The 21,457-nt window shown below is 65.8% G+C and carries 18 protein-coding genes; 8 read left to right on the top strand and 10 right to left on the bottom strand.

The features are described from left to right. Positions 1-121 precede the first annotated feature (121 nt). On the top strand, positions 122-532 hold the full coding sequence (locus tag ZAL01S_RS03185; RefSeq protein ID WP_066079635.1) for an Rv3235 family protein: 411 nt from the start codon (positions 122-124) through the stop codon (positions 530-532). Between the two features lie 77 nt (positions 533-609). Here ZAL01S_RS03185 and secA read toward each other — a convergent pair whose 3' ends face one another. The 6 genes from secA to mtrA form a co-directional block, all read right to left on the bottom strand. Then, positions 610-3,561, bottom strand: a complete 2,952-nt coding sequence (gene secA / locus ZAL01S_RS03180) for a preprotein translocase subunit SecA (protein ID WP_066079634.1) — start codon at positions 3,559-3,561, stop codon at positions 610-612. 241 nt (positions 3,562-3,802) lie between these two features. Beyond that, positions 3,803-4,459, bottom strand: coding sequence for a ribosome hibernation-promoting factor, HPF/YfiA family (gene hpf, locus ZAL01S_RS03175; protein WP_066079631.1), 657 nt, complete (start codon positions 4,457-4,459; stop codon positions 3,803-3,805). 178 nt (positions 4,460-4,637) lie between these two features. Then, positions 4,638-5,387, bottom strand: coding sequence for a ComF family protein (locus ZAL01S_RS03170; protein WP_066079629.1), 750 nt, complete (start codon positions 5,385-5,387; stop codon positions 4,638-4,640). Between the two features lie 98 nt (positions 5,388-5,485). Beyond that, entirely contained in the window at positions 5,486-7,186 is a 1,701-nt protein-coding gene (locus ZAL01S_RS03165; RefSeq protein WP_066079627.1) for an LpqB family beta-propeller domain-containing protein, read from the bottom strand. After that, positions 7,183-9,126 (bottom strand): MtrAB system histidine kinase MtrB, encoded by a 1,944-nt coding sequence (gene mtrB / locus ZAL01S_RS03160; protein ID WP_244875312.1) that lies wholly within the window; start codon positions 9,124-9,126, stop codon positions 7,183-7,185. The genes ZAL01S_RS03165 and mtrB overlap by 4 nt, the downstream gene beginning before the upstream one ends. A gap of 3 nt (positions 9,127-9,129) precedes the next feature. After that, complete coding sequence (gene mtrA / locus ZAL01S_RS03155) at positions 9,130-9,813, bottom strand: MtrAB system response regulator MtrA (RefSeq protein WP_066079624.1); 684 nt, start codon at positions 9,811-9,813, stop codon at positions 9,130-9,132. A gap of 194 nt (positions 9,814-10,007) precedes the next feature. Here mtrA and ZAL01S_RS03150 point away from each other — a divergent pair, with 194 nt between their 5' ends. The 5 genes from ZAL01S_RS03150 to ZAL01S_RS03130 are packed head-to-tail and all read left to right on the top strand — an operon-like array spanning position 10,008 to position 15,754. Continuing rightward, positions 10,008-11,498 (top strand): hypothetical protein, encoded by a 1,491-nt coding sequence (locus ZAL01S_RS03150; RefSeq protein WP_066079620.1) that lies wholly within the window; start codon positions 10,008-10,010, stop codon positions 11,496-11,498. Next, a complete protein-coding gene (locus ZAL01S_RS03145; protein ID WP_066079617.1) occupies positions 11,495-12,196 on the top strand; it encodes a DUF4129 domain-containing protein in 702 nt (233 codons plus the stop codon). The genes ZAL01S_RS03150 and ZAL01S_RS03145 overlap by 4 nt, the downstream gene beginning before the upstream one ends. Further along, the gene (locus ZAL01S_RS03140) at positions 12,193-13,503 is read left to right on the top strand and encodes a DUF4350 domain-containing protein (protein WP_066079614.1); all 1,311 of its coding nucleotides are present in this window, start codon (positions 12,193-12,195) and stop codon (positions 13,501-13,503) included. The genes ZAL01S_RS03145 and ZAL01S_RS03140 overlap by 4 nt, the downstream gene beginning before the upstream one ends. Then, a complete protein-coding gene (locus ZAL01S_RS03135; RefSeq protein WP_066079611.1) occupies positions 13,493-14,446 on the top strand; it encodes an AAA family ATPase in 954 nt (317 codons plus the stop codon). The genes ZAL01S_RS03140 and ZAL01S_RS03135 overlap by 11 nt, the downstream gene beginning before the upstream one ends. Beyond that, a complete protein-coding gene (locus ZAL01S_RS03130) occupies positions 14,447-15,754 on the top strand; it encodes a DUF58 domain-containing protein (RefSeq protein ID WP_066079606.1) in 1,308 nt (435 codons plus the stop codon). A gap of 2 nt (positions 15,755-15,756) precedes the next feature. Here ZAL01S_RS03130 and ZAL01S_RS03125 read toward each other — a convergent pair whose 3' ends face one another. After that, entirely contained in the window at positions 15,757-16,749 is a 993-nt protein-coding gene (locus tag ZAL01S_RS03125) for a stage II sporulation protein M (protein WP_066079601.1), read from the bottom strand. A 16-nt stretch (positions 16,750-16,765) separates the two neighbouring features. On the opposite strand from ZAL01S_RS03125, the gene ZAL01S_RS03120 reads away from it, so the two are divergent. Then, the gene (locus ZAL01S_RS03120) at positions 16,766-17,635 is read left to right on the top strand and encodes an RDD family protein (RefSeq protein WP_159421558.1); all 870 of its coding nucleotides are present in this window, start codon (positions 16,766-16,768) and stop codon (positions 17,633-17,635) included. A 52-nt stretch (positions 17,636-17,687) separates the two neighbouring features. Here the strand turns inward: ZAL01S_RS03120 and ZAL01S_RS03115 are convergent, their stop codons facing one another. After that, complete coding sequence (locus ZAL01S_RS03115) at positions 17,688-19,142, bottom strand: phosphomannomutase/phosphoglucomutase (protein WP_083523014.1); 1,455 nt, start codon at positions 19,140-19,142, stop codon at positions 17,688-17,690. Then, entirely contained in the window at positions 19,132-19,344 is a 213-nt protein-coding gene (locus tag ZAL01S_RS03110; RefSeq protein ID WP_066079595.1) for a DUF3499 family protein, read from the bottom strand. The genes ZAL01S_RS03115 and ZAL01S_RS03110 overlap by 11 nt, the downstream gene beginning before the upstream one ends. Positions 19,345-19,505: 161 nt before the next feature. Here ZAL01S_RS03110 and ZAL01S_RS03105 point away from each other — a divergent pair, with 161 nt between their 5' ends. Beyond that, positions 19,506-19,871, top strand: coding sequence for a hypothetical protein (locus tag ZAL01S_RS03105; protein ID WP_066079592.1), 366 nt, complete (start codon positions 19,506-19,508; stop codon positions 19,869-19,871). 18 nt (positions 19,872-19,889) lie between these two features. Here ZAL01S_RS03105 and ZAL01S_RS03100 read toward each other — a convergent pair whose 3' ends face one another. Next, on the bottom strand, positions 19,890-21,455 hold the full coding sequence (locus ZAL01S_RS03100; RefSeq protein WP_066079589.1) for a DUF5719 family protein: 1,566 nt from the start codon (positions 21,453-21,455) through the stop codon (positions 19,890-19,892). Between the last annotated feature and the right edge of the window lie 2 nt (positions 21,456-21,457).

Here is a 21,457-nt window from a genome sequence, read left to right as displayed (position 1 = left end):
GGTGCCACATCGAGTTATCCACAAGCTCCCCGCCGTGTTTCCAGTGGTTTACCTGGATGCCCCATAAATTGCTCGTGAGCAGACGCGGGGGTGTCTGCACAAACCTTGGGGGAACGAGAACATGACTCGCATCGCCGCGATGGCATCGCGCCATGCTGCAGCGTCGATTGCTGCCACCGAGCGCGCCGCAACGCTGCCGAATCCAGAACCACTCGCGGGCAATCTTGGCCGCAGCATCATTGAAGTGCTTGCCGGTGTCCGCGACATTGACAACCTTGCCCGCTGGCTCAGCGACGAGGTCTACCGGCACCTGCTCGCCCGTACCCAGTACGAGTCGCGTGCGCGTCGTGCTCGTCGCCTCGTCATCCGTCGCCCGAACGTGCGTCACCTCGGCACGCGTGTGCAGCAACTCACGCCCGGCATCGCCGAGTGCGTCGTGCTCTTGGACATGGGAACGCGCGTCCGCGCGGTCGCGCTGCGACTCGAATGGCAGTCGGATCGCTGGCGCGCGACAAGCTTCCACGTGCTCTAGCGCTCACCACGCCAGCACACACGTGTGGGGCCCGAAGCAGTTGCTTCGGGCCCCACACGTGTGTCAGGAGGTGATCGTTAGCGCTTCTTACGGCGAGCGGCACGGTTGCCGCCAAGACCGAAAGCGGCACCCTGCTGCGGTTCAGCGTCAGCAGCGCCGTCCTGCGCGCGCTCGGCGGCAGCTTCAGCAGCCGCGACCTTCGCCGGGTTGCCCGAGCGCGACGCCGGCTTCGACTTCTTCTTGGCGCGTGCCGAAGGCTTCGACGCAGACGCCTGCACGACCTCGCTCTCGGCCGCCTTACCGGAGGCAAGCTTCGCCTCTTCGAGGGCGCTCGCCGTACCGAGCTCCTGCTCCTTGTGCTTGGCCTTGGCCGTGGCCTGGGCGTTCACGCGGCCCGACTCGTCACGCACCTCGACCTCACCCTGATCGCTCGCAGCCGAGTAGCTGAGACCCTTCGCGGGCTGTTGTGCTTCGAGGCCCTTCGCCACGACGTGCACGTGCTCTTCGCCCTCGTCGGTGGCTTCCTTCTCAACCTTGACCTCGAGGTTGTAGAGGTAGCCGACGGCCTCTTCACGGATGCCGCCAACCATCTGCTGGAACATCGCGAAGCCTTCGCGCTGGTACTCGACGAGCGGGTCACGCTGTGCCATCGCGCGCAGCGAAATACCGTCCTTGAGGTTGTCCATCTCGTAGAGGTGATCACGCCACTTGCGGTCGATGACCGAGAGGACGACGCGACGCTCGAGCTCGCGCATGGCCTCTTCACCGATCGTCGACTCGCGCTGCTCGTAGGCGAGGCGCGCATCCGAGAGGACCTCCTCTTCGAGGAAGGAGCGCGTCACCTTCGACTTGCCGCCAGCCTCTTCGATGAGTTCCTCGGCCGTGATCGACATCGGGTAGAGGCGGCCAAGGTCGGCGAAGAGTGCCTCGTAGTCCCAGTCGTCGCCCGTGCCAGCAGCGGTGTGCGTGTCGATGATGTCACCGACCGTGTCGGTGACGAAGTTGCGCACCTTCTCGGCGATGTCGTCGCCCTCGAGGATGCGGCGGCGGTCGCCGTAGATGGCGGTGCGCTGCTCGTTGAGCACGTTGTCGTACTTGAGGACGTTCTTGCGGATGTCCTGGTTGCGGCCTTCGACCTGAGCCTGCGCCGAGGCGATCGCCTTCGACACGAGACGCGACTCGAGCGCGAGGTCATCCGGGGTGCCATCGCCCGTGAACGCACGCATCGCTCCCGTGTTGAACAGGCGCATGAGGTCGTCGGTCATCGACAGGTAGAAGCGTGACTCTCCCGGGTCGCCCTGACGGCCGGAACGACCGCGGAGCTGGTTGTCGATGCGGCGCGACTCGTGGCGCTCGGTACCGAGCACGTAGAGGCCACCAAGCTCAACGACCTCTTCGGCCTCGGCCTTCACCTGCTCGGTGATGCGCTCGAAGACCTCATCCCACTTGGCCTCGTACTCCTCCGGCTGCTCGTTCGGATCAAGACCCATCGCAGCCATCTCTTCAACGGCGAGGAACTCGGCGTTACCACCGAGCATGATGTCGGTACCACGACCGGCCATGTTCGTCGCCACCGTGACGGCGCCCTTGCGACCGGCCTGCGCGACGATCGCAGCTTCACGCGAGTGGTTCTTCGCGTTGAGCACCTCGTGCGGGATGCCGCGCTTGACGAGCAGCTTCGAGAGGTACTCGGACTTCTCGACGCTCGTCGTACCCACGAGTACCGGCTGCCCCTCTTCGTGACGCTCGACGATGTCTTCGACGACCTGGTCGAACTTCACGCGCTCGTTCTTGTACACGAGGTCCGGCTGGTCGATGCGCTGCATCGTCTTGTTCGGCGGGATGACGACGACGCCGAGCTTGTACGTCGACATGAACTCGTTCGCCTCGGTGTCGGCCGTACCGGTCATACCCGAGAGCTTGTCGTAGAGGAGGAAGTAGTTCTGGAGCGTGACCGTCGCCATCGTCTGGTTCTCGGCCTTGATCTCCACCCCTTCCTTCGCCTCGATGGCCTGGTGAAGACCCTCGTTGTAGCGGCGGCCCTTAAGGATGCGGCCCGTGTGCTCGTCAACGATGTTTACCTCGCCCTGCTGCACGACGTATTCCTTGTCGCGCTTGAAGAGGGCCTTCGCCTTGATGGCGTTGTTGAGGAATGAGATGAGCGGGGTGTTCGCCGACTCGTAGAGATTGTCGATGCCGAGGGCGTCCTCAACCTTGTCAATACCCGGCTCGAGCACGCCGACGGTGCGCTTCTGCTCGTCGACCTCGTAGTCCACGCCTTCCTTGAGACGCTTCGCGAGCTGCGCGAACTCCTGATACCAGCGGTTGACATCGCCCGAGGCCGGACCCGAAATGATGAGCGGGGTGCGTGCCTCATCGATGAGGATAGAGTCGACCTCGTCGACGATGGCGAAGAAGTGACCGCGCTGCACGCAGTCCTCCTTGTTGAGGGCCATATTGTCGCGGAGGTAGTCGAAGCCGAACTCGTTGTTCGTGCCGTAGGTGATGTCGGCGGCGTACTGCTCGCGGCGCTGGGCCGGGGTCATGCCAGCCTGGATGCAACCGGTGGTCATGCCGAGGGCGCGGAACACGCGGCCCATGAGATCGGACTGGTAGGTCGCAAGGAAGTCGTTCACGGTGACAACGTGAACGCCCTTGCTGGCGATCGCGTTGAGGTAGGCCGGGAGGGTCGCGACGAGGGTCTTACCTTCACCGGTCTTCATTTCGGCAATGTTGCCGAGGTGGAGCGCGGCACCACCCATAAGCTGCACCGGGTAGTGGCGAAGGCCGAGCGTACGACTCGCGGCCTCGCGCACAGCACCGAAGGCTTCCGGAAGGAGCGCGTCAAGCGACTCGCCCTTGCCGTTGTCGTAGCGCTCACGGAACTCGGCCGTGAGGTTCTTGAGCTCTTCGTCCGAGAACTCGGCGTACGCGTCAGAGAGCTTCTCGATATCCGCCGCGAGCTTTTCCAGCTTCTTCAGGGTTCGTCCCTCTCCCATGCGGAGAATCTTCTCGAGAATGTTGGGCACGGTGCGCTCCTGTTGATTGTGGACCCGAGCGTGACGCGTCGGGGCGCCTGGTCGAAGGCGCAGCGCTCCTCATCGTACGCGGCTGCGGGGTGGCTGCGTTGAGTGCTGCATGAAAATCGGGCCGCTGACGCCGCTAACCTCAAGCCGTCAGCGAACAGCGAGAGCCCCGCACCGAAGTGCGGGGCTCAGGCGTTGGCCGGTTCAGGCACCCGACCAAGCATTGGATGCTGCGTTCAGCGGACTACTCGGCCTTCTCATCGAGCGCGATGACACCGTAGTCCCAGCCCTTGCGGCGGTAGACGACCGACGGGCGGCCGCTTTCCGTCTCGAGGAAGAGGAAGAAGTCGTGGCCGAGGAGCTCCATGTGGTCGACCGCTTCACTTGCGGTGAGGCGCTTCGGGGCGAAGACCTTTTCGCGGATGACGACGGGGTTGTAGTCAGCTGCGCCGCCGTCGTGCTCGTCGAACTCATCCTGCTGCACCACGGGGATGCTGCCGGTGAGCACTTCGGGAGCAACCGGCTCAACGGCTGCGTGTGCGAATCCTTCAGCGGCAGCCTCGTGGAGGGCCGTCGGGCGGTGCATTCCGCGGTGGACCTTGCGCTTGTCCTTTGCGCGGCGCAGGCGCTCAACGAGCTTGTCGATGGCGAGGTCGAACGCGGCGTACTTGTCGCCCGCTTCTGCCTCGGCGCGAATCACGGGGCCGGGGCCGATGAGGGTGATCTCCACCTTGCCCTGATCGAGCAGATTTCCCTGGCGGTCCGTGCGACGCTTGAGCTTGATTTCAACTGCCTGTGCACGATCGGCAAGCTGGGTGACCTTAGCTTCGGTTTTTTCTCCCGCGTATTCCCGGAAACGCTCGGGGATATCGGTGTTGCGGCCGGTGATCGTGATGTCCATGACACCCTCCTCGCTAGGTCCTTCCGGATACTTCACTGTTCCGGAAATCTTGACTTCATTCTACCGCTCATAACGCTGCGTTTACCTGGCCGTTGCCCGTATGTACAGGGTTGTTCGCCGTGAGCGGCATTGGGCTGGTGGTATGCCTCAGTCGTCTCCTTCACGCGTTCAGAAACGGTCATCTCGCTCCCTCGAAACGGCATTCTTCACGGCTCGTTGCCGAGCGTTCAGAGCGGGCAATCGCGATGGCCGCGAGCGGGATGGCATCCACTTCACACACGGCACGAATCGCCTCCCGGAGGCTTGCACCTGTGGTCACGACGTCGTCCACGAGGATCAGACCGCGATCGGCGAGACGCGGGCTCGCCCGCATCGCACCATGCACGTTTGCCGCGCGCGCCGCCCGTGACAGCCCCGCTTGGTCCTCGAGCGCCCGCGTGACGCGCAGCGCATGCGGATCCACACGCACCCCGAATGCCTCCCGGCACAGGAGGTCCCCATGCCGGTAGCCGCGCCGCCGAACCGCTTGGGCACGGGAGGGCAAGGGCACAAGTTCCAACGCACGCCGCGCAACACCGTCCGGTGCCGACGCTGGCAGTGACAGCTCCCCAGCAGCAACGCGTGCCAACCCAGCCAACCAGCGCGCGACGTCGAGACGCCCTTCCTCCTTGAACGCGTTCACGAGGACCGGGACGATGCCCTCGTAGGCGCACGCGGTGACGAGCGGCAGCAGCCGACCGTCTGCCAGGGTCAGCAACTCAGTGCGAGGGCGGATCGCGTCGCGCAGGAGGCCGCGGCACGGTCCGCACAAGCTGCCGCCGAAGGCGCCACATCCGGCGCACCACACTGGCGCCACCAGCGCAGCACTCTCGCGGAGAGCACGGGACGCGGCGGCGAAGCGAGCATCACGGCGAGCCCGAGTGGTCATGCGCCAAGTGTGCCCGGCGGCCCACTCCCCTGCACGTTGGGGTGACGGATCCTGTGAACGACACTCTGTCCACAGGCCGTACGTCGAGACGTGGTCGCCTAATTCTGGGCAACGAGGAAGTCGACCCGCGCTCCCGAAGCCTGCCACTGTGAGGCGCGGGGCACGAAGACGTCGCCCTTGCCATTACAAATGCGAAGGCCCTGTCGCGTATTCGAGCCCTCGATCGCGACGCCACCGTCGACGCCACCGTATTCGGTCGTCGTCCCGCCGAGCTGGCGTACGAACACCTGCGTGCCGCCCTTCTCAGCCGAAGCCAGCAGTCCGATCGTCGTCTGGTCCACCCAGGTGAGGTCGATGGCGCGGGAGGCGTCCACGACATCAATCTGCGGCGTTCCGAGCGAGAGCGGGCGACCGGTGGACGGGTCTCGCTTCACCGCCATCGTCGCGATCGCCGCCTTGCCGTTGATCTCGACTGCGAACGCCATCATGGCGCCGGAGCGGGAAAGACTGAGCGACTTCACCTTGCCTTGGAGTTCAGGTGGTAGCGGGACGTCCGTGCCGAAGCCGTAGACCGGGTCAGCGACGCGGACGACGTGGTCTTCGGGTGCCATCGTCCAGACGAAGCCCCATTGGCTCACTGTCGGCGGCAAGAGGTCCTCTCGGTCGTCGATCGGGACCGGTGCGCCGCCAGCGAAGGGCACCGCAACGACACCCTGATCTTGTGTGAGGAACGCGGCCACCGCCACACGGCCACTCACCGAACCAGCCGTCGCGTGGAGATTGGGCAGCGTCCTTTGCAACCCCTCCGTACCAACAATCGGGGTGACCGTGTCGCCGGCAAGGTAGCCGAGGGAGCCGCCACGCATGACGAGCGGCTGCGTGCTCACCTGCGAGTGCGCCACGACCGTGCCTTCAGCGGGCAGGCTCACGTCAATACGCGCGCCGTTCACGAGCATCGACACCGTCTCAATGTTCGAGAAATCGGCGAGGGATTCCTCGAGCTGCAATTGCATGAGCGAGAACTCGTCACCGCTCGCACCGGAAATATTCGTCGAGAAATTCGCGGCTGCATTTCCTTGATCCGGCAGGATCGGCCCAAGCAATTGCGTTCCACGCGGGAACGCCGAGTTCACGCCGCCCTCGGCAAGCCAATCGCTCGGCCCACTCAAGAGGGCCTGCACAATTCGCGTCGGCGCTGTCACGTGTGAAGGGAACCAGCGAATTTCCGGCACCACATAGGTGCGTGATTGATCGAGGAAGGCGAGCGTAAAGGGCGCGAAGATATTCGCGAAGTTTTGCTTGAGCAGCACGATGCCCGCCGGTGCGGAGGCAATCCGCCATTCGCCGTCAACCTGTTCGAGCGTGTACTCGAGCGTGCGGGTTTGCATTGTGGAAAGTTCTGTGTAGCGTCCGTGAGCGTCAACCGTCGCGACGACGTTCATCGAGACGGTGATCGCACCGTGCGCGAAGGGGTGAATCGTGGGGTCGGCGTCCACGACGAGCGTTGAAGCCGTGGCATCCCACGAGATCGCAGCCGGCGGCGTCATGAATTCGCGCGCAACACCGTAGTTGTCGCTCGTACCGGTGCCGGCGGCAAGAAAGCCGCGCAGGATTTCTTCCGGCCCTGCCCCAGGAACCGGGGACCCCGGGTAGTAGAGGGTGTCCTGTTCATCGTGCGCCGTCACGGCGACGCCCTGCTGCACGCCACCTTCGTCAGGGATGCGGGCACATCCGGTCAGCCCGAGGGCGAGAGCAACGAGCATCACGAGTGCACGCGTCGACCAGCTTCGTCCGTTCACTGGGCACCTCCGGATTCCCGATCGGCTGCATCGGACTCCGTGGCACTGATCTCGGGCTCGCCAGCGGGCTCCGCAGAGGACGATGCTGGCTCCGCCTCGTCCGCGGACGCATCTTCGGCAAGCTCGATAATCGGCATGGACTCGGTCGAGACGACCGGCTCCCCCGCGACGGTTTCATCGCCCGTGTCAGCGACAAGATCCGGCAAGATGATCGGCTGCGTGTCGACATCCTCGTCCGTGAACACAGCGAAGGCTTCATCGTCGCCGGGTTCAAGCTCGTAGGTGTCGGCACCGGCGTCTTCGGGTTCGAGCGGCAGCGGCGAGAACTCGATCGGGATGCCAACCGTGCGCGGCAATGTGAGGCGGAAGTTCGTGCCCTTGCCAGGAGTCGACCACACGTCGATCTGGCCTTCGTGGAGGACGGCATCCTCCATCGAAATCGCGAGGCCAAGACCCGTACCGCCCATGGTGCGCTTGCGGGAGGGGTCCGCGCGCCAGAATCGGTCGAACACGCGAGCCGCCTGATCTTCCGTCATGCCGACACCGTAGTCACGCACGGAAATCGCCACTGCCGTCTCGTTCGAGTCGACCGAGATGACGATCGGCTTCGCCTCGCCGTGCTCGATCGCGTTCCCGATGAGGTTGCGGATGACGCGGTTCACGCGGCGTGCATCGAATTCGGAGTCACCGAAGCCGCCCGGTGCACGCAGCACGAGGCGCGTGCCGTGGTCGAGCGAGATCTGCGTGAGTGATTCGATGACGTCCTCGGCGACCGCCGCAAGGTTGTTCGGCGAGCGCAGGAGTTCAACCGCACCGGCGTCGTAGCGGGAGATTTCGAGGAGGTCCGAGAGGAGCAGGTCGAAGCGCTGCACCTGGTCGTGGAGAAGCTCCACCGAGCGTGCGGCCGTCGGATCGAACTCGTCGCGACGGTCGTAGAGCATCCCGCCCGCGAGACGAATCGTTGTGAGCGGGGTGCGCAGCTCGTGCGACACATCCGAGACGAATCGCTGCTGCACCTGCGACAGGGTCGCGAGGCGGTTGATCTGCTCGTGCAGGCTGTCGGCCATGTCGTTGAACGAGCGCGCCAGCGTTGCGATGTCGTCCTCACCGTTTTCGGGGATGCGTTCCTCGAGATGACCACCAGCAAGCTTGCGGCTCACCTGCGCTGCCACACGAATCGGCTGGACGACCGAACGCATGACGAGGCCCACAATGACCGCGATGATGAAGACGAGCACGAGCATCGCGAGGAGGAGCGTTCGCTGCACGAAGTCGAGGGTGCGCTGCGCCTCTTCGAGGCTGTACACGAAGTAGAGGTCGTAGACACCGGCGCTCGGCACCTCAAGCTGTGTGCCGACAATGATGCCCGGGGCGGTACGCCCATCGGCGAGGGTGAGCTGCACGGACTGGTACTGCTGGCGTGAACCGCCCGCCGCGACGGCCTGCCGAAGTTCCGGTGTGATGAGCTCAACGTCAACGGCTTCGGTCGCGATGTCTTGCAGCACCGCAGAGGAGCCCGCGTTCGAGGAGCGAACAAACGCGTAGCCTTCGGCGTTCGGAGTCGCGGCACTCGCTTGGTCCATCGCCTGTTCGCGAAGGAGCGTCAGGGCAACGACATCGGTTTCAACACCCGAGTTGAAGATCTGCTGCGCCTGTGTCGCCGCACGCTCAGACTCCGAAAGGACCTGCGTCACCTGAGTGGTGAAGAGATCCTTCGCGATCGAGTTCGACATGACGAGACCGACCGAGAGGACGGTGACGCTCGAGAGCGCGACCGCGAGCGCAATGGTGCGGAACGGCAGCGACGTGCGCCAGAGGTAGAGGATGTTCGCCCATACGCCTCGAAGCGTGAGCCACGAGCCAGGGAGCTCTGGGTCGCGCGATAAGCCGGGCGCCCGAAACGTGTCGAGCGCCTGGCCGACGAACCGACGATAGGGCACCGGCTAGTTGGGGGTGTGGCCGGCGCGATACCCGACGCCGCGGACGGTCTGCACGATGCGCGGGTTGTCAGGGTCGTGCTCGACCTTGGCGCGCAGACGCTGCACGTGGACATTCACAAGGCGGGTGTCGGCCTTGTACTGGTAGCCCCACACCTGCTCGAGGAGTTCTTCGCGCGTGAAGACCTTCTGTGGCTTCGACGCGAGCGTGAGGAGGAGGTCGAACTCGAGCGGCGTGAGGTTGATCTGCTCGGCGCCGCGGAGCACTTCGTGGGCGGCGACGTTCATGGTGAGGTCGCCGACGCGAATGACGTCCTGCGTCTCGGGCTTCGAGGCGCGCAGGCGGGTGCGGATGCGGGCTACGAGCTCCTTCGGGTTGAAGGGCTTCACGATGTAGTCGTCGGCGCCAGCTTCGAGGCCGCGAACCACGTCGGTCGTGTCGGTCTTGGCCGTGAGCATGATGACCGGGATGCCAGACTCGGCGCGCAGCAGGTGGCAGATCTGGATGCCGTCGAGGTTGGGCAGCATGACGTCCAGCAGTACGAGATCGGGCTTGACGCGACGGAACTCAGGCAGCGCGGCGGCACCGTCCTGCACGAATTCGGTTTCAAACCCTTCGGCGTTGAGCACGATGCCGATCATTTCGGCGAGTGCGGTGTCGTCGTCGACCACCAGAATTCGCTCAGACATTGCGCAACCTCCCCGGAGTTCCTCGGCCTACCATACCGGGTCATCGTTGCGTTTCGGTGTCCCCTGAGCGGCCGATCTTCATGGCGTCGCGTCCCCCTTGTGTCCTTCCTCAGAGGGAAATCTCCTGCCTGGCCAACTGCCCGTTCCCTCAGTGTGGAACCATGAGAAGGCAGTTCGGAGATAAAGGGGACTCGATGACGCAGCAGCCGTGGTGGGATGAGGCTTCGAACGATGCCTCTGGCGCAGGAAACGGCCAGTTCGTTCCGCCACAGGCTGCCGGTGCTGCAGGATTCGCGCAGGGGCCGCAGTTCCCGCCTCCCGCGCAGGGCTTCCCTCCGCAGGGCCCGCAGTTCAACGCGTGGCAGTACAGCGCTGACGCCGCCCCGCAGCAAGCACCGGAATGGGTTCCCGCTCCCAAGCCCGGTCTCATCCCCCTCCGCCCCTTGACCTTTGGCGATGTCATCAGCGCAAGCTTCAAGCTCCTGCGCACCAATCTGCAGGTGAACCTCGGCACCTCGGTCATCGTGATGCTCCTGAGCACGCTCATCATGGGCGGTGCCATGGCGCTCATGTACTTCGTCGCCTACAACCGCCTGGAAATGTCGTCCTCCTACGACTCAAGCACGATTTCCGCGGGCAATGCGACGCTCATGATCGTTGTGCAGCTACTGGCCACTCTCTTTGCCATGGTCGGCGGCGGGTTCCTGCAGGCGGCGCTCTCGCACTCCATAGCTCGCGCCGCGATCGGCGACAAGGTGACCTTCGGTGAGACGTGGCAGCGTGCCTTCAAGCGCCTGCCCGCCGTCCTCGTGAGCCTGTTCGTGCAGGCCTTGTTTGGGTTCCTCGCCCTCGTCGTCGTCATGGCACCGATCTTCATCCTCATCGTCACAACCGGCGGCGACCTTGGACAGCGCGACAACGCTGCGATGGCAGTCATCGTGATGATCGTGTCGATCATCCTGTATATCGGGCTGATTCTCTTCTCGCAGGCCATCTACGTGCGACTCGGATTCGCGCCGAACGTTGCCGTGCTTGAGGGCTCCGGCGGCATCGCCTCGATCAAGCGCAGCTGGCAGCTCACACGCGGATATTTCTGGCGCACCTTCGGCATTCAGATCGTGGTGTCGTTCATCATCCAGAACGTGTTGAGCATCGTCATCGGTGGGCTGTACATGCTCGCACTCATCCCGTTGGCCATCCTCATCCCGCTCGGAGTAGCTGGCACCCTCGATAACTCGATCGTCACAGTCGTGATGATCGTGCTCCTCTCGATTCTCTTCCTGCTGCTCACCGTGGTGACGGCGCTTTCGACGATCGTCCAGTACGGCGCGAATGTGCTCATCTACCTCGACCTTCGCTTCCGCAAGGAAGGCTTCAACCTCAAGCTGCAGAAGACGACCGAGGACATTGCGGCGGGCATCCCGGTGACTGACCCCTTCGATGCGGATGACGAAGCCCGTCGACTCGGCGCACTCGCCCCGGCAAAGCAGCCGGCGGCTCCTGCTGGCTACCCGCAACCAAGGATGGGGTATCCGCAGCCTGGCGGAATGATGCCGCCGCAGCAGGCGCCAGGCTTCCCGCAGCAAGCACCCAACTTCGAGCAGCCGACGTCCGGTTTCCAGCAGCCGAATGACGCCTGGCAGCAGCGATCCTGGGACGACGGCCAAGGCCAGAACGCTCAATGACGTACCTACCTGTTCTGCGCGGCGACACCCCACCGCTTGACCCCTCCGGTGACGAGGCGCAGCAGTGGGTGCTTGAAGAGCTCGCGAAGCAGGACTACCAAGCCGCCAAACCCACACTGTGGGACCGCATCTCGAAGGCCTTCCTCGACTGGCTTGGCTCGCTCTTCGGTGCTCCCGAAGGAACCGGCCCCTTTGGCCTCAGCGTCTCGTGGCTCACGATCGTACTGCTCGTGCTCCTCCTCGTTGGCATCCTCTTCCTGATCTTCCGCTTCGTCGGCAGCGCCGCGAAGTCGAGCCTTGCCCAGGCAGATGCCGTCGTCTTCCTCGATGGGGATGAGCGAAGCGTCCGGGAACTCCGTGCCGCCGCGAAGGCAGCTACTGATCGCGGCGACTTCGCGCTAGCCGCGAGCGAGCAGTTCCGCGCGATCGCCCGCTCCCTCGGTGATCGCACTGTGATTGTGCTGCGCCCGGGATCGACCGCTCACCATGTCGAGTTCCAGGCCGCGAAGGCGTTCCCGAGCGACGCCCGAGCACTCGCGACCGCGGCGAGTGTCTTTGACCGAGCCCGGTACTTCGACAAGCCCGTCACCGAACCCGAATGGCGTGCCGTCGCGGAGCTCGACACTCGCCTCGAATCGCTCGCCCCGAGCGAGAAGCTCTCGATGGATGAACTCGCAGCGCAGGTGACGCGAGCATGACCGCCGCTACAGCAGAGACGACCGCGCCCGCCGACGCGACGCCCACTGAGAGCCTCACCCCCACGCTCCGGCAGCGGCTGCGCGCCGGGAAGCACTGGCTGTGGATCGTGCCGCTCGCCCTCCTCATCGTCATCATTACCTTCGGCTCACAAATGGCGCGTGCCGGTGGTGAGAAGGTGCTGCTCGACCCGACATCCCCCTCGCAGGTGGGCGGCAAAGCGCTCGTAGAGGTGCTTCGCGGGCACGGCATCGATGTGCAGCTCAAGAGCCGCAGCGCCGAGCTCGCAGCGGCAGTGAGCGACCCGGCCTCCACGACCGTCCTCGTCCACGACCGCGACCTCGTCCTCACAAGCGAGCAGTGGCAGCGCCTCGCTGATCTCGGCGTGGCCCGCATTGTCGTGATCGGGAGCCTCCCAGACGCCGCCATCGACCCGGACGGCGCAGTCCTCGCGACCGGATTCGCCACGGCAGACACCGCGAGCGACGACCCTGAAGTCCCCTCCGGATCCGCCCCGGCCGGTGAGCGCTGCCTCGACGCGATCGGCACGAACGCTCGTGAGCTCTCCAACCTCGGCGGTACGACGACGACGCTCGGCGAAGGCGCCACGGGATCCCAGTGTTACCCCGCGGGCTCCGGCTACCTCGTCACCATGACGAAGCCGAAGGGCACCAGCACCGAGATCGTCACCGTCGCGTCCGCCGATCCCTTTACGAACAGCCGCATTGACGATCACAACAACGCAGCTGCCGCCATTGGCCTCCTCGGCGATACGAAGACCCTCGTGTGGTACGAGCCTGCGCCCGAGCTCGCCGATGGATCCCCCGACCTCGGCCCTGGCCAGTACGTTCCCGCCTGGCTCACCCCGGCCATGCTGCTCCTCTACCTCGTTGTCGCCGCGTACGCCGTGGCGCGCGGGCGCCGGCTCGGCCGCGTCGTCCACGAACGACTTCCCGTCGTCGTCCGCGCCAGCGAAACCGTGGAGGGACGCGCACGCCTGTATCAACGCGCCGAGGCGCGACTGCGCGCAGCGGATGCGCTTCGTATCGGCACCCTCACCCGCTGCGCCCGGGCCCTTGGCCTGGATGCCGGCACCCCCGCCCACGAACTTGCCGACGCAATCGCGCAGGCGAGCGGGATGTCACGCGAGCGCGCCCACTACATCCTCTTGACCGCCAACCCCACGAGCGATGCCGATCTCGTCCAGCTCAGCGATGAACTCCTCAGGCTCGAACGAACCATCGCCACTCCGCTTTCCGGCATGAGCCACGACCCCAGCACAACGAATGGAGCCCACGATGTCCGATGAACTCCGCAGCAAGCTCGCCCAGGTGCGAGCCGAAGTCGGGAAGGCCGTCGTCGGCCAAACCGCGGCCGTTGACGGCATCATCGTCGCCCTCCTCGCGAACGGTCACGTGCTGCTCGAGGGTGTGCCGGGTGTCGCGAAGACGCTCCTCGTGCGCACGCTGAGCCAGGCCCTCGCCATCGAAACCAAGCGCGTCCAGTTCACCCCCGACCTCATGCCGGGTGACGTGACCGGTTCGCTCGTCTACGACAACAAGGTCGGCGAATTCGAGTTCCGTGAAGGTCCGGTCTTCACGAACCTGCTGCTCGCAGACGAGATCAACCGCACGCCGCCGAAGACGCAGTCGTCCCTCCTTGAGGCGATGGAAGAGCGTCAGGTCTCGGTCGACGGTGTGACGCGACCGCTCCCGAGCCCCTTCATGGTTGCGGCCACGATGAACCCGATCGAATACGAGGGCACCTACACGCTGCCGGAGGCACAGCTCGACCGCTTCCTCATGAAGCTCATCCTCCGCGTCCCGGAGCGCGACGCCGAAATCGAGGTGCTGCGCCGTCACGCCGCGGGCTTCTCGCCGCGCGATCTTGCGACCGCAGGCATCCGTCCTGTGCTCGCTGCCGGTGAGCTGGAGCAGGCACGCGCCTACGTCCAGAACATTGGCATCCGGGATGACGTCCTGGCGTACCTTGTCGACCTCGTACGTGCAACGCGCCAGTCGCCCTCGGTGAAGATGGGTGTGTCACCGCGTGGTGCCACATCGCTCCTCGCCGCAGCGAAGGCGTGGGCGTGGCTGACCGGTTCGCCCGCGGTCTCCCCCGACCACCTCCAGCAGATCGCACTGCCGGTCATGCGTCACCGTATCCAGCTCCGCCCCGAAGCCGAGATGGAGGGTGTGAGCCAGGACGCGATCATTCGCTCCGTGCTCCAGCAGGTTCGGGTGCCGATCTAAGTGGCACTGAGTTGGCGGTTCCCCGCACTCCTCGCCGCGGGGCTTCTCCCCCTGATCGTGCTCGGCACGACCGGGGAGCGTGCGTTGTGGGTGCTCGGCGTCTGGATGCTGCTGTGCCTGGTCATCCTCATCGTTGATCTCTCACTGGCTGCCTCGCCGCGCCAGCTCACGGTGGAGCGTGGCCCGGTCGAGCGGATCCGCCTCGGCGAATCAGCCTCGCCGCTCCTCGCGATCGAAGTGGTCGGCAAGCGCACCTTCCGCGGCATCGTGCGTGACGCGTGGGAGCCATCGGCCGGAGGCGGCCGGATGCGGACTCGCGTCACGATTCCCGCTGGTGAGCGTCGCCTCATCCGACTCACCCTCACGCCCACGCGCCGCGGCACGCGCCGCAGCGAATTCGTCGCCGTGCGCTCCATTGGGCCGCTCGGCGTCGCTGCCCGCCAGGTGTCGCTCAAGGCGCCCGGCGAGCTCAAGGTGCTGCCGCCGTTCAACTCGCGAAAGCACCTGCCGTCACGTCTTGCCCGTCTGCGCGAACTTGATGGACGCACGAGCCTCATGGTGCGCGGCCAGGGCACCGAGTTCGACTCGCTGCGCGACTACGTCCGCGGCGACGACATCCGCTCGATCGACTGGCGTGCGACCGCCCGCCGACAGGACCTCGTCGTCCGCACCTGGCGGCCCGAACGCGACCGCCACGTCGTGATCGTCATCGACTCGGGACGCTCCTCAGCAGCCCGTGTGGAAGACGAAGCCCGCCTCGACACCGCGATTGAAGGTGCCCTCCTCTTGGCCGCGCTCGCCTCGCGCGCTGGCGACCACGTCGAAGTGCTGGCACTCGATCGTCTCGTCCGGGCCCGCGTGCAGGGTGTGGGTGCGGGTCAGCTCCTCACGAACATTGTGGAAGCGATGGCGGACGTCGAGCCGCAGCTCATCGAACCCGACTGGGACATGGTGCCGGGCCTCGTGAACAGCATGACGACACAGCGCTCGCTGGTGGTCCTCATCTCTACGCACGACACTCCGGAGCAGTGCGAGTCGCTCTTCGCGCTCGTCCCCCAGCTCGCCCGGCGCCATCTCACGCTCGTCGCGAGTGTGAGCGACCCGGATGCGCAGCGCTTCACGACTGAGCGTCCGGATGTTGCCGCGGTCTACCGTGCCGCTGCGGCCGAGCGTGCTCGTCTCGACGCACGTCATGTGGCCGAGGCACTCACCCAGCTCGGCGCGGACGTCCTCGCAGCGACGCCGAAGGAACTGCCACCGAAGCTCGCTGACCGCTATCTCGCGCTCAAGAAGTCGGGACGCCTCTAGCGCTAGTCCTGCGCAAGGTTGCGGGCGCCAGCCTCGAATTCGATGAGGTCGCCGCGTTCGCCCGTGCGCGCGACCTTGCGGCCGAGGTAGAGCGAGTACGTGAGGTAGAGACCGAACGCGAGCACGCCGATCCCGATTTTGATCGCCCACGGCCAGTCCTGGCGCGTCACATAGCCCTCAATGAGGCCCGAGATGAAGAGGAAGATCGTCGTGCCGATCGCGACGATGCCGATGGAACGTCCTTCTTCGGCGAGCGCCTGCATGCGCGTGCGTGCGCCCGGCACAATCCACGACCAGAAGAGCTTGAGGCCGGCGCCCGCCGCGACGAACACCATGGTGAGTTCAAGCAGGCCGTGCGGCATGATCCAGAGGAAGAAGACATCAAGGTGCTCGTAGCGGCCGAGCACAGCGGCAGAGACGCCGAGGCCGTTCGCGTTCTGCATGAGCACGTACGGCACCATGAACCCGGTAATGCCGAAGAGGATGCACTGCGCCGCAATCCACGCGTTGTTCGTGAAGACGCGGGCAGCGAAGCTCGATTCGGAGTACTCGGAGTAGTAGTCGATGAAGTTGCCCTGGTACTTCTCGAGCTGCGCCTCTGAGGCGTAGTACGTGAGGATGGCCGGGTCGCTCGAGGCCCAGAAGTACGTGAGCGTGGCGGCAATGATGGTGAAGATGGCCGCGCCGAGCGTCCACCAGCGCACGCGGTAGAGGGCGGCGGGCAAGTGTTCGCCGAAGAAGCGCAGGACGCCGACAAGCATCCCGGCCGGTGCACCCGTGAAGCGATTGCGCGCCCGGCCGAGGCGCTGCGAAAGCACTTCGCCCTCGCGTGTGGAGCCGTACACGGTCTGGATGGTGGCGAGGTCGCCCGCACCGGACTGGTACTGCGCAATGAGTTCATCCGCTTCGCGGCCGCTCAGGCTCGAGGAGGACCCGAGCTCGGCGAGGCGATCCCAGGTAGGGCGTTTTACGCGGGTGAGAGCATCAAGGTCCATCGGGTTTAATGATCTCATGACGCAATTGGCGATGGGGGATCGAAAGCTCAGCCTCGAGAGTGACTCTGTCGTCGTCGGTGAGGCGGTTGAACTCGAGATTCGCCGTGCCGGATACGTGCAGCGAGCCGTCTCCAGCACGATCGATGCCGCTGTGATGGCGGTCGTCATGGTGGGCCTCGCGGTGTTCATCGGCACGATGCTCGAATTCTCGTCTCGCGCGGGGAACGACATCGACGTCGCGATGCTGAGCGCGCTCATCATCCTCGCCCTCGTGACGGCGACGATTATCGTGCCAGCGACGATCGAGACGCTCACGAAGGGCCGCAGCCTCGGCCGATGGATCATGGGGCTGCAGATCGTGCGCGATGACGGCGGCGCCATCGGCTTTCGCCACGCCTTCATTCGGGCGCTCCTGGGCATCCTCGACTTCGTCATGACGAGCGGTGGCTGTGCTGCCGTCGCGGGCATGCTGCACCCGAAGTGCAAGCGCGTCGGCGACATGCTCGCAGGTACCATCTGCCAGCAGGTTCGCGAGCGTCAGCTCCCGATGCGCGAGCTCGCGGTGCCGCCGCATCTGCGCCGCTGGGCCGCGAGCGCGGATGTGTCACGGCTCCCTGACCGAAACTCTCGCCGCATCCTCGACTACCTCGACCAGTTCGAGCGGCTCGACCCGTTCTCGCGCAAGCGTATGGCGGAGTCGATCGGCCGCGAGGTCATGCCCTACGTGCATCCCCTGCCGAATACGGATGCCGATAGCTTCCTCCGCGCAGTGGCTGCCATCCGCCGCGACCGCGAGTTCGCCGCGCTCGAGCGGCGCTGGCAGCAGCAGCACCGAATCCTGCCGACGATCACGCGCCTGCCGCACGGCTTCCCCGACCGCGGCTAGCACCCGCGAGCGCGGGCCGCACCAGCAGCGCGAGTGCCCCGGCGGTGTCGGGCTACGCCTCCTGACGGATGAGGGCGAGGACCTCGTCACGGATCGCGGCCATCGTCGCCTCGTCCGCGGCTTCGGCGTTCAAGCGAAGCAGCGGCTCCGTATTGCTCGGGCGCACCGAGAACCACCAGAACGGTTCGTCGCGGCTCGTGGAACCGGTGACGGTGAGGCCGTCGAGCTCATCGAACTCGCCGCGGTCCTGGAACGCGTCCACGATGCGCGTGTAGGCGCCAGGGACATCCTCAACCGTCGAGTTGATCTCACCCGAGGCGACGTACGGCGTGTGCTCACGCGCGAGCTCTGACACGGCGCGACAGCTCGAACCTGCCTCGGCAAGCACGTGCATGGCGGCGAGCATGCCGTTGTCGGCACCCCAGAAGTCGCGGAAGTAGTAGTGCGCCGAGTGTTCACCGCCAAAGACGGCGTTGTAGCGGGCCATCTCAGCCTTGATGAGCGAGTGACCGACCTTCGTGCGCACGGCCCGGGCACCGAGACGCTGGATCGTCTCGGGCACGATGCGCGAGGTGATGAGGTTGTGGATGACGGTGATGTCCTCTTCATCCGCGGCACGGGCACGCTCAACCTCACGAATCGTGACGATCGCGGTCACCGCCGAGGGCGAGACGGGCTGGCCGAGTTCGTCGATGACGAAGCAGCGGTCGGCGTCGCCGTCAAAGGCAAGGCCAAGGTCTGCCTTGTGCTCGAGGACCGCCTTCTGCAGGTCCACCAGGTTCGTCGGGTCGAGCGGGTTCGCTTCGTGGTTCGGGAAGGTGCCGTCGAGCTCGAAGTAGAGCGGGATGATCTCGAGCGGTAGCTCCGGGAGGCCTGCGGCCGAGCCGAGGACCGCGGGAACCGTGAGGCCCCCCATGCCGTTTGCCGCATCCACGACGACCTTGAGCGGGCGGATACCGGAGAGGTCGACGAGGCTGCGCAGCTTCGCCGCGTAGTCGGCGAGGACGTTCTGGTCGCGCTCGCTGCCGGGAACAGCGGCTGCCGGGATACCCTGCTCGAGGTAGGCGGCGGCGCGCTCGCCGATAGCGCCGAGGCCCGTGTCGCGGCTCAGCGCCTTCGCACCGGGGCGCGAGAGCTTGATGCCGTTGTACGCGGCCGGGTTGTGACTCGCGGTGAACATGGCTGCGGCAGCGTTCATGCTGCCCGAGGCGAAGTAGCTTTCATCCGTCGAGCCAAGACCGATGTGGATGACGCTGGCGCCGCGCGCGACTGCACCGCGGGCAAAGGCCTTCGCAAAAGCGGGGCTCGAGTCACGCATGTCGTGGCCGATAACGAGCGGCTCCCCCGCAAGCTCGAGTTCATCCGCGGTGGCGGCCCCGAGCGCGGTGATGAGTGGCTCCGTGAGTTCGCTCCCGACGAGACCACGCACGTCGTAGCTCTTCACCACCTTGTCCAGGGCACCTCGCTGTGCGGCGTCGACCGGTGGGATCAAGAGCTCAGATGTCATGCCCCAACGGTACCGGACGGATGATCGTCCAGCCGTCCGGCACCTTGAGTCGCTCGGCGTGGAGTTGGCACAGATCGTAGGCGTGTGGGTCGGCCACGACCGAGAGCGGGCCAATGACGGCCATCCGGTCGCCATAGTCGTAGGTGAGCGTCGCGACCGCAGGCCGCGAACACGTCACGCGGCAGCACGGGCGGTTCAACATGATGTGTTCAGGATACGCGGCTGCGCCTGGCGTGGGTTCGAAACGGTGTGGGGGCCTATCGTGGAGGCGTGCCCTTTTCATCTCGCCGCGCAGGACGCTCGTCCGGTCGTCCCTCCTCGGGACGCAGCCGGGGTGTTGCCCGTGCGCGCCACGGTCGGCGCTTGCGCTCGAGCATTGCGGGGCCGTACCTGCCGCGTCTCACGGGTCGAGCGCTCCTTTGGCAGCTCTCGGTTGAGGACACGGTCATGTATTTGCGTAACGTCGCACCGGAGTACCTGGACGGCGTGGAGGTGCGCTTCGCCGCGCTGCCGACCGAGCTTCGTTCCGGGGACGGGATTGACCGCTTCCAGGTGACGGGCCCACGCGAGGTGACGATCTATCGTGTGCCGCTCGAGCGGCTCGAGAAGCTTCATTGCGAGGATCCGGTGCACGTGCGTGCACTCGCTGAAATGACGGTGCTCGCCGCCATCGGTGAACTCCACGGCCGCGAGCCATGGAACATCGCTCACGACCGCTACAACGGCTAACGCGCGACGAACCCCGTACTAGCGGACGACCTCGATGGGCTCGGCGAGCGGGTTGGTGCTCGTCACGGCGAAGCCCGCGAGCTGACCCGCACCGCTATAGCTCACCGTCGCGGCGATCCCGTGGAGTGCGCCGAGGTGGTAATTCCCCGCGCTCGCGTCCACGCGGTGCGTCGCGCCGGGAGCAATCGTCACGGTCTCAGCCTCGCCGCCTTCGCGGGCGACGGTAATCTGCTGGGCTTCCCCCTTCGGGTTGTAGAGCGAGATGCGGGCGCCCGGGCCTTCGGGGACGGCGACGAGCTGGTCACCGCTCAGCACCGGGGCCGCCCGGTACCAGGCGAAGTCGCGCGACTTCTCGGCCACCACACCCGCACGGGCTGCTGCGAGGACGGGGGCTTCCGCATCCACGACGACCGTGTAGACCCCCGGCGTCACGAGCGAGAGCTGCATCTCGGCAACCACGCCCATCTGCAGGGCCATCGTCTGGTGGTGCACTTCCTTGCCCTCGTGGTCGAGGATGCGCACGATCGCCTGGTTCGCATCACCCTGCGGCGAGACGAGACGCACGAGCGTGTTCTGTGCACCACCACCGTCATCCTGGCGGCTCGGCTGTGCCGTCACCGGGACGCCCGGGATGACGACACCGAGTGTCGGCGCTTCGGTCGCGCCGACGATGTCCGCGCCCTGCCCGTTCGTGCGCTCGCTCACGGTCTCGTGAATACTCGCGGAGATAAGGCCAGAGGAGGCTTGCACGTGGACCGCAAGCCACTTCTGTTCCGGTGCCAGGCCAGCAAGGCTCACCAGCCGCTGCGTCCGGGCAGGGATCTCAAACTCAGCGTTCGAGTTCATCGCGATCTGCCCGTTCTCGCTGAACGCCGTGAGGGTCACCTTCGCGGCGCGCTCGCTCGAGTTCGTCACCGAGAGCACTGAAGACGTCGTCCCTGTGCTGCCATCGGCGAGCACCCACTGATCGGCCGAAGGCTGCTGGCAGGATGCCGCAGCAAAACCTGCCAGGGGCGCAGAAACAGTGGTCGTCTGCGCGGCCGAAAGACGCGTGGGCACATCCCCTTGCATACCGGGAGCCGTGTAGAGCACTGGCGCCTTGAGTGCGCCGGTACCGCTCCCGTTCGCGGCGTGGATGCCGATCGCTTCCGCGCTTCCCGTGTCGCCCGCTCCGGCGAGCTTCGAGTCGCCAACGAGGGTCGCCGCGGTCGATCCGCCCTGCTGGCCGAGTGCCGCGAGTGGCCCCGGGCACACACGCTCCTGTGTGCCGGGCACCGGCGCCACCTGCGTGCTCGGAATCGTCACGCTCCGGGCCGGGATGAAGGGCGTGAGCGACCACACGACAAGACCGCTTGCCGCAGCAAGCGCGAGCACACCGACACCAAAGCGGGCGCCAAGTTCGCGGCCACGTCGCTCCTCGCGAACCACCGCGGGCTCCTTGGCTTTGACGGTCCGGCCTGCCGGTTCGAGTTCGCCCATGCGCGCGGCGAGGAGCGCTTCCTGGCGTGCTTCGAGAGCGGCGCGCTCGACAGCGTCCTCATGCTCGTCGCGCTCGAAGTCGTCTCGGGGTTCGGAGGACGTCATCT

The sequence above is a fragment of the [Zimmermannella] alba NBRC 15616 genome, assembly GCF_001570905.1.
Classification (GTDB): Bacteria; Actinomycetota; Actinomycetes; order Actinomycetales; family Microbacteriaceae; genus Pseudoclavibacter; species Pseudoclavibacter albus.
This window is presented reverse-complemented; position numbering and strand designations above follow the sequence as displayed.

Coding starts and splice junctions, on each gene's coding strand:
- ZAL01S_RS03100 (WP_066079589.1), bottom strand. CDS start 21,455: ATGACGTCCTCCGAACCCCGAGACGACTTCGAGCGCGACGAGCATGAG.
- ZAL01S_RS03185 (WP_066079635.1), top strand. CDS start 122: ATGACTCGCATCGCCGCGATGGCATCGCGCCATGCTGCAGCGTCGATT.
- ZAL01S_RS03140 (WP_066079614.1), top strand. CDS start 12,193: ATGACCGCCGCTACAGCAGAGACGACCGCGCCCGCCGACGCGACGCCC.
- mtrA (WP_066079624.1), bottom strand. CDS start 9,813: ATGTCTGAGCGAATTCTGGTGGTCGACGACGACACCGCACTCGCCGAA.
- hpf (WP_066079631.1), bottom strand. CDS start 4,459: ATGGACATCACGATCACCGGCCGCAACACCGATATCCCCGAGCGTTTC.
- ZAL01S_RS03115 (WP_083523014.1), bottom strand. CDS start 19,142: ATGACATCTGAGCTCTTGATCCCACCGGTCGACGCCGCACAGCGAGGT.
- ZAL01S_RS03120 (WP_159421558.1), top strand. CDS start 16,766: ATGACGCAATTGGCGATGGGGGATCGAAAGCTCAGCCTCGAGAGTGAC.
- ZAL01S_RS03110 (WP_066079595.1), bottom strand. CDS start 19,344: ATGTTGAACCGCCCGTGCTGCCGCGTGACGTGTTCGCGGCCTGCGGTC.
- ZAL01S_RS03170 (WP_066079629.1), bottom strand. CDS start 5,387: ATGACCACTCGGGCTCGCCGTGATGCTCGCTTCGCCGCCGCGTCCCGT.
- ZAL01S_RS03125 (WP_066079601.1), bottom strand. CDS start 16,749: ATGGACCTTGATGCTCTCACCCGCGTAAAACGCCCTACCTGGGATCGC.
- ZAL01S_RS03135 (WP_066079611.1), top strand. CDS start 13,493: ATGTCCGATGAACTCCGCAGCAAGCTCGCCCAGGTGCGAGCCGAAGTC.
- ZAL01S_RS03145 (WP_066079617.1), top strand. CDS start 11,495: ATGACGTACCTACCTGTTCTGCGCGGCGACACCCCACCGCTTGACCCC.
- ZAL01S_RS03150 (WP_066079620.1), top strand. CDS start 10,008: ATGACGCAGCAGCCGTGGTGGGATGAGGCTTCGAACGATGCCTCTGGC.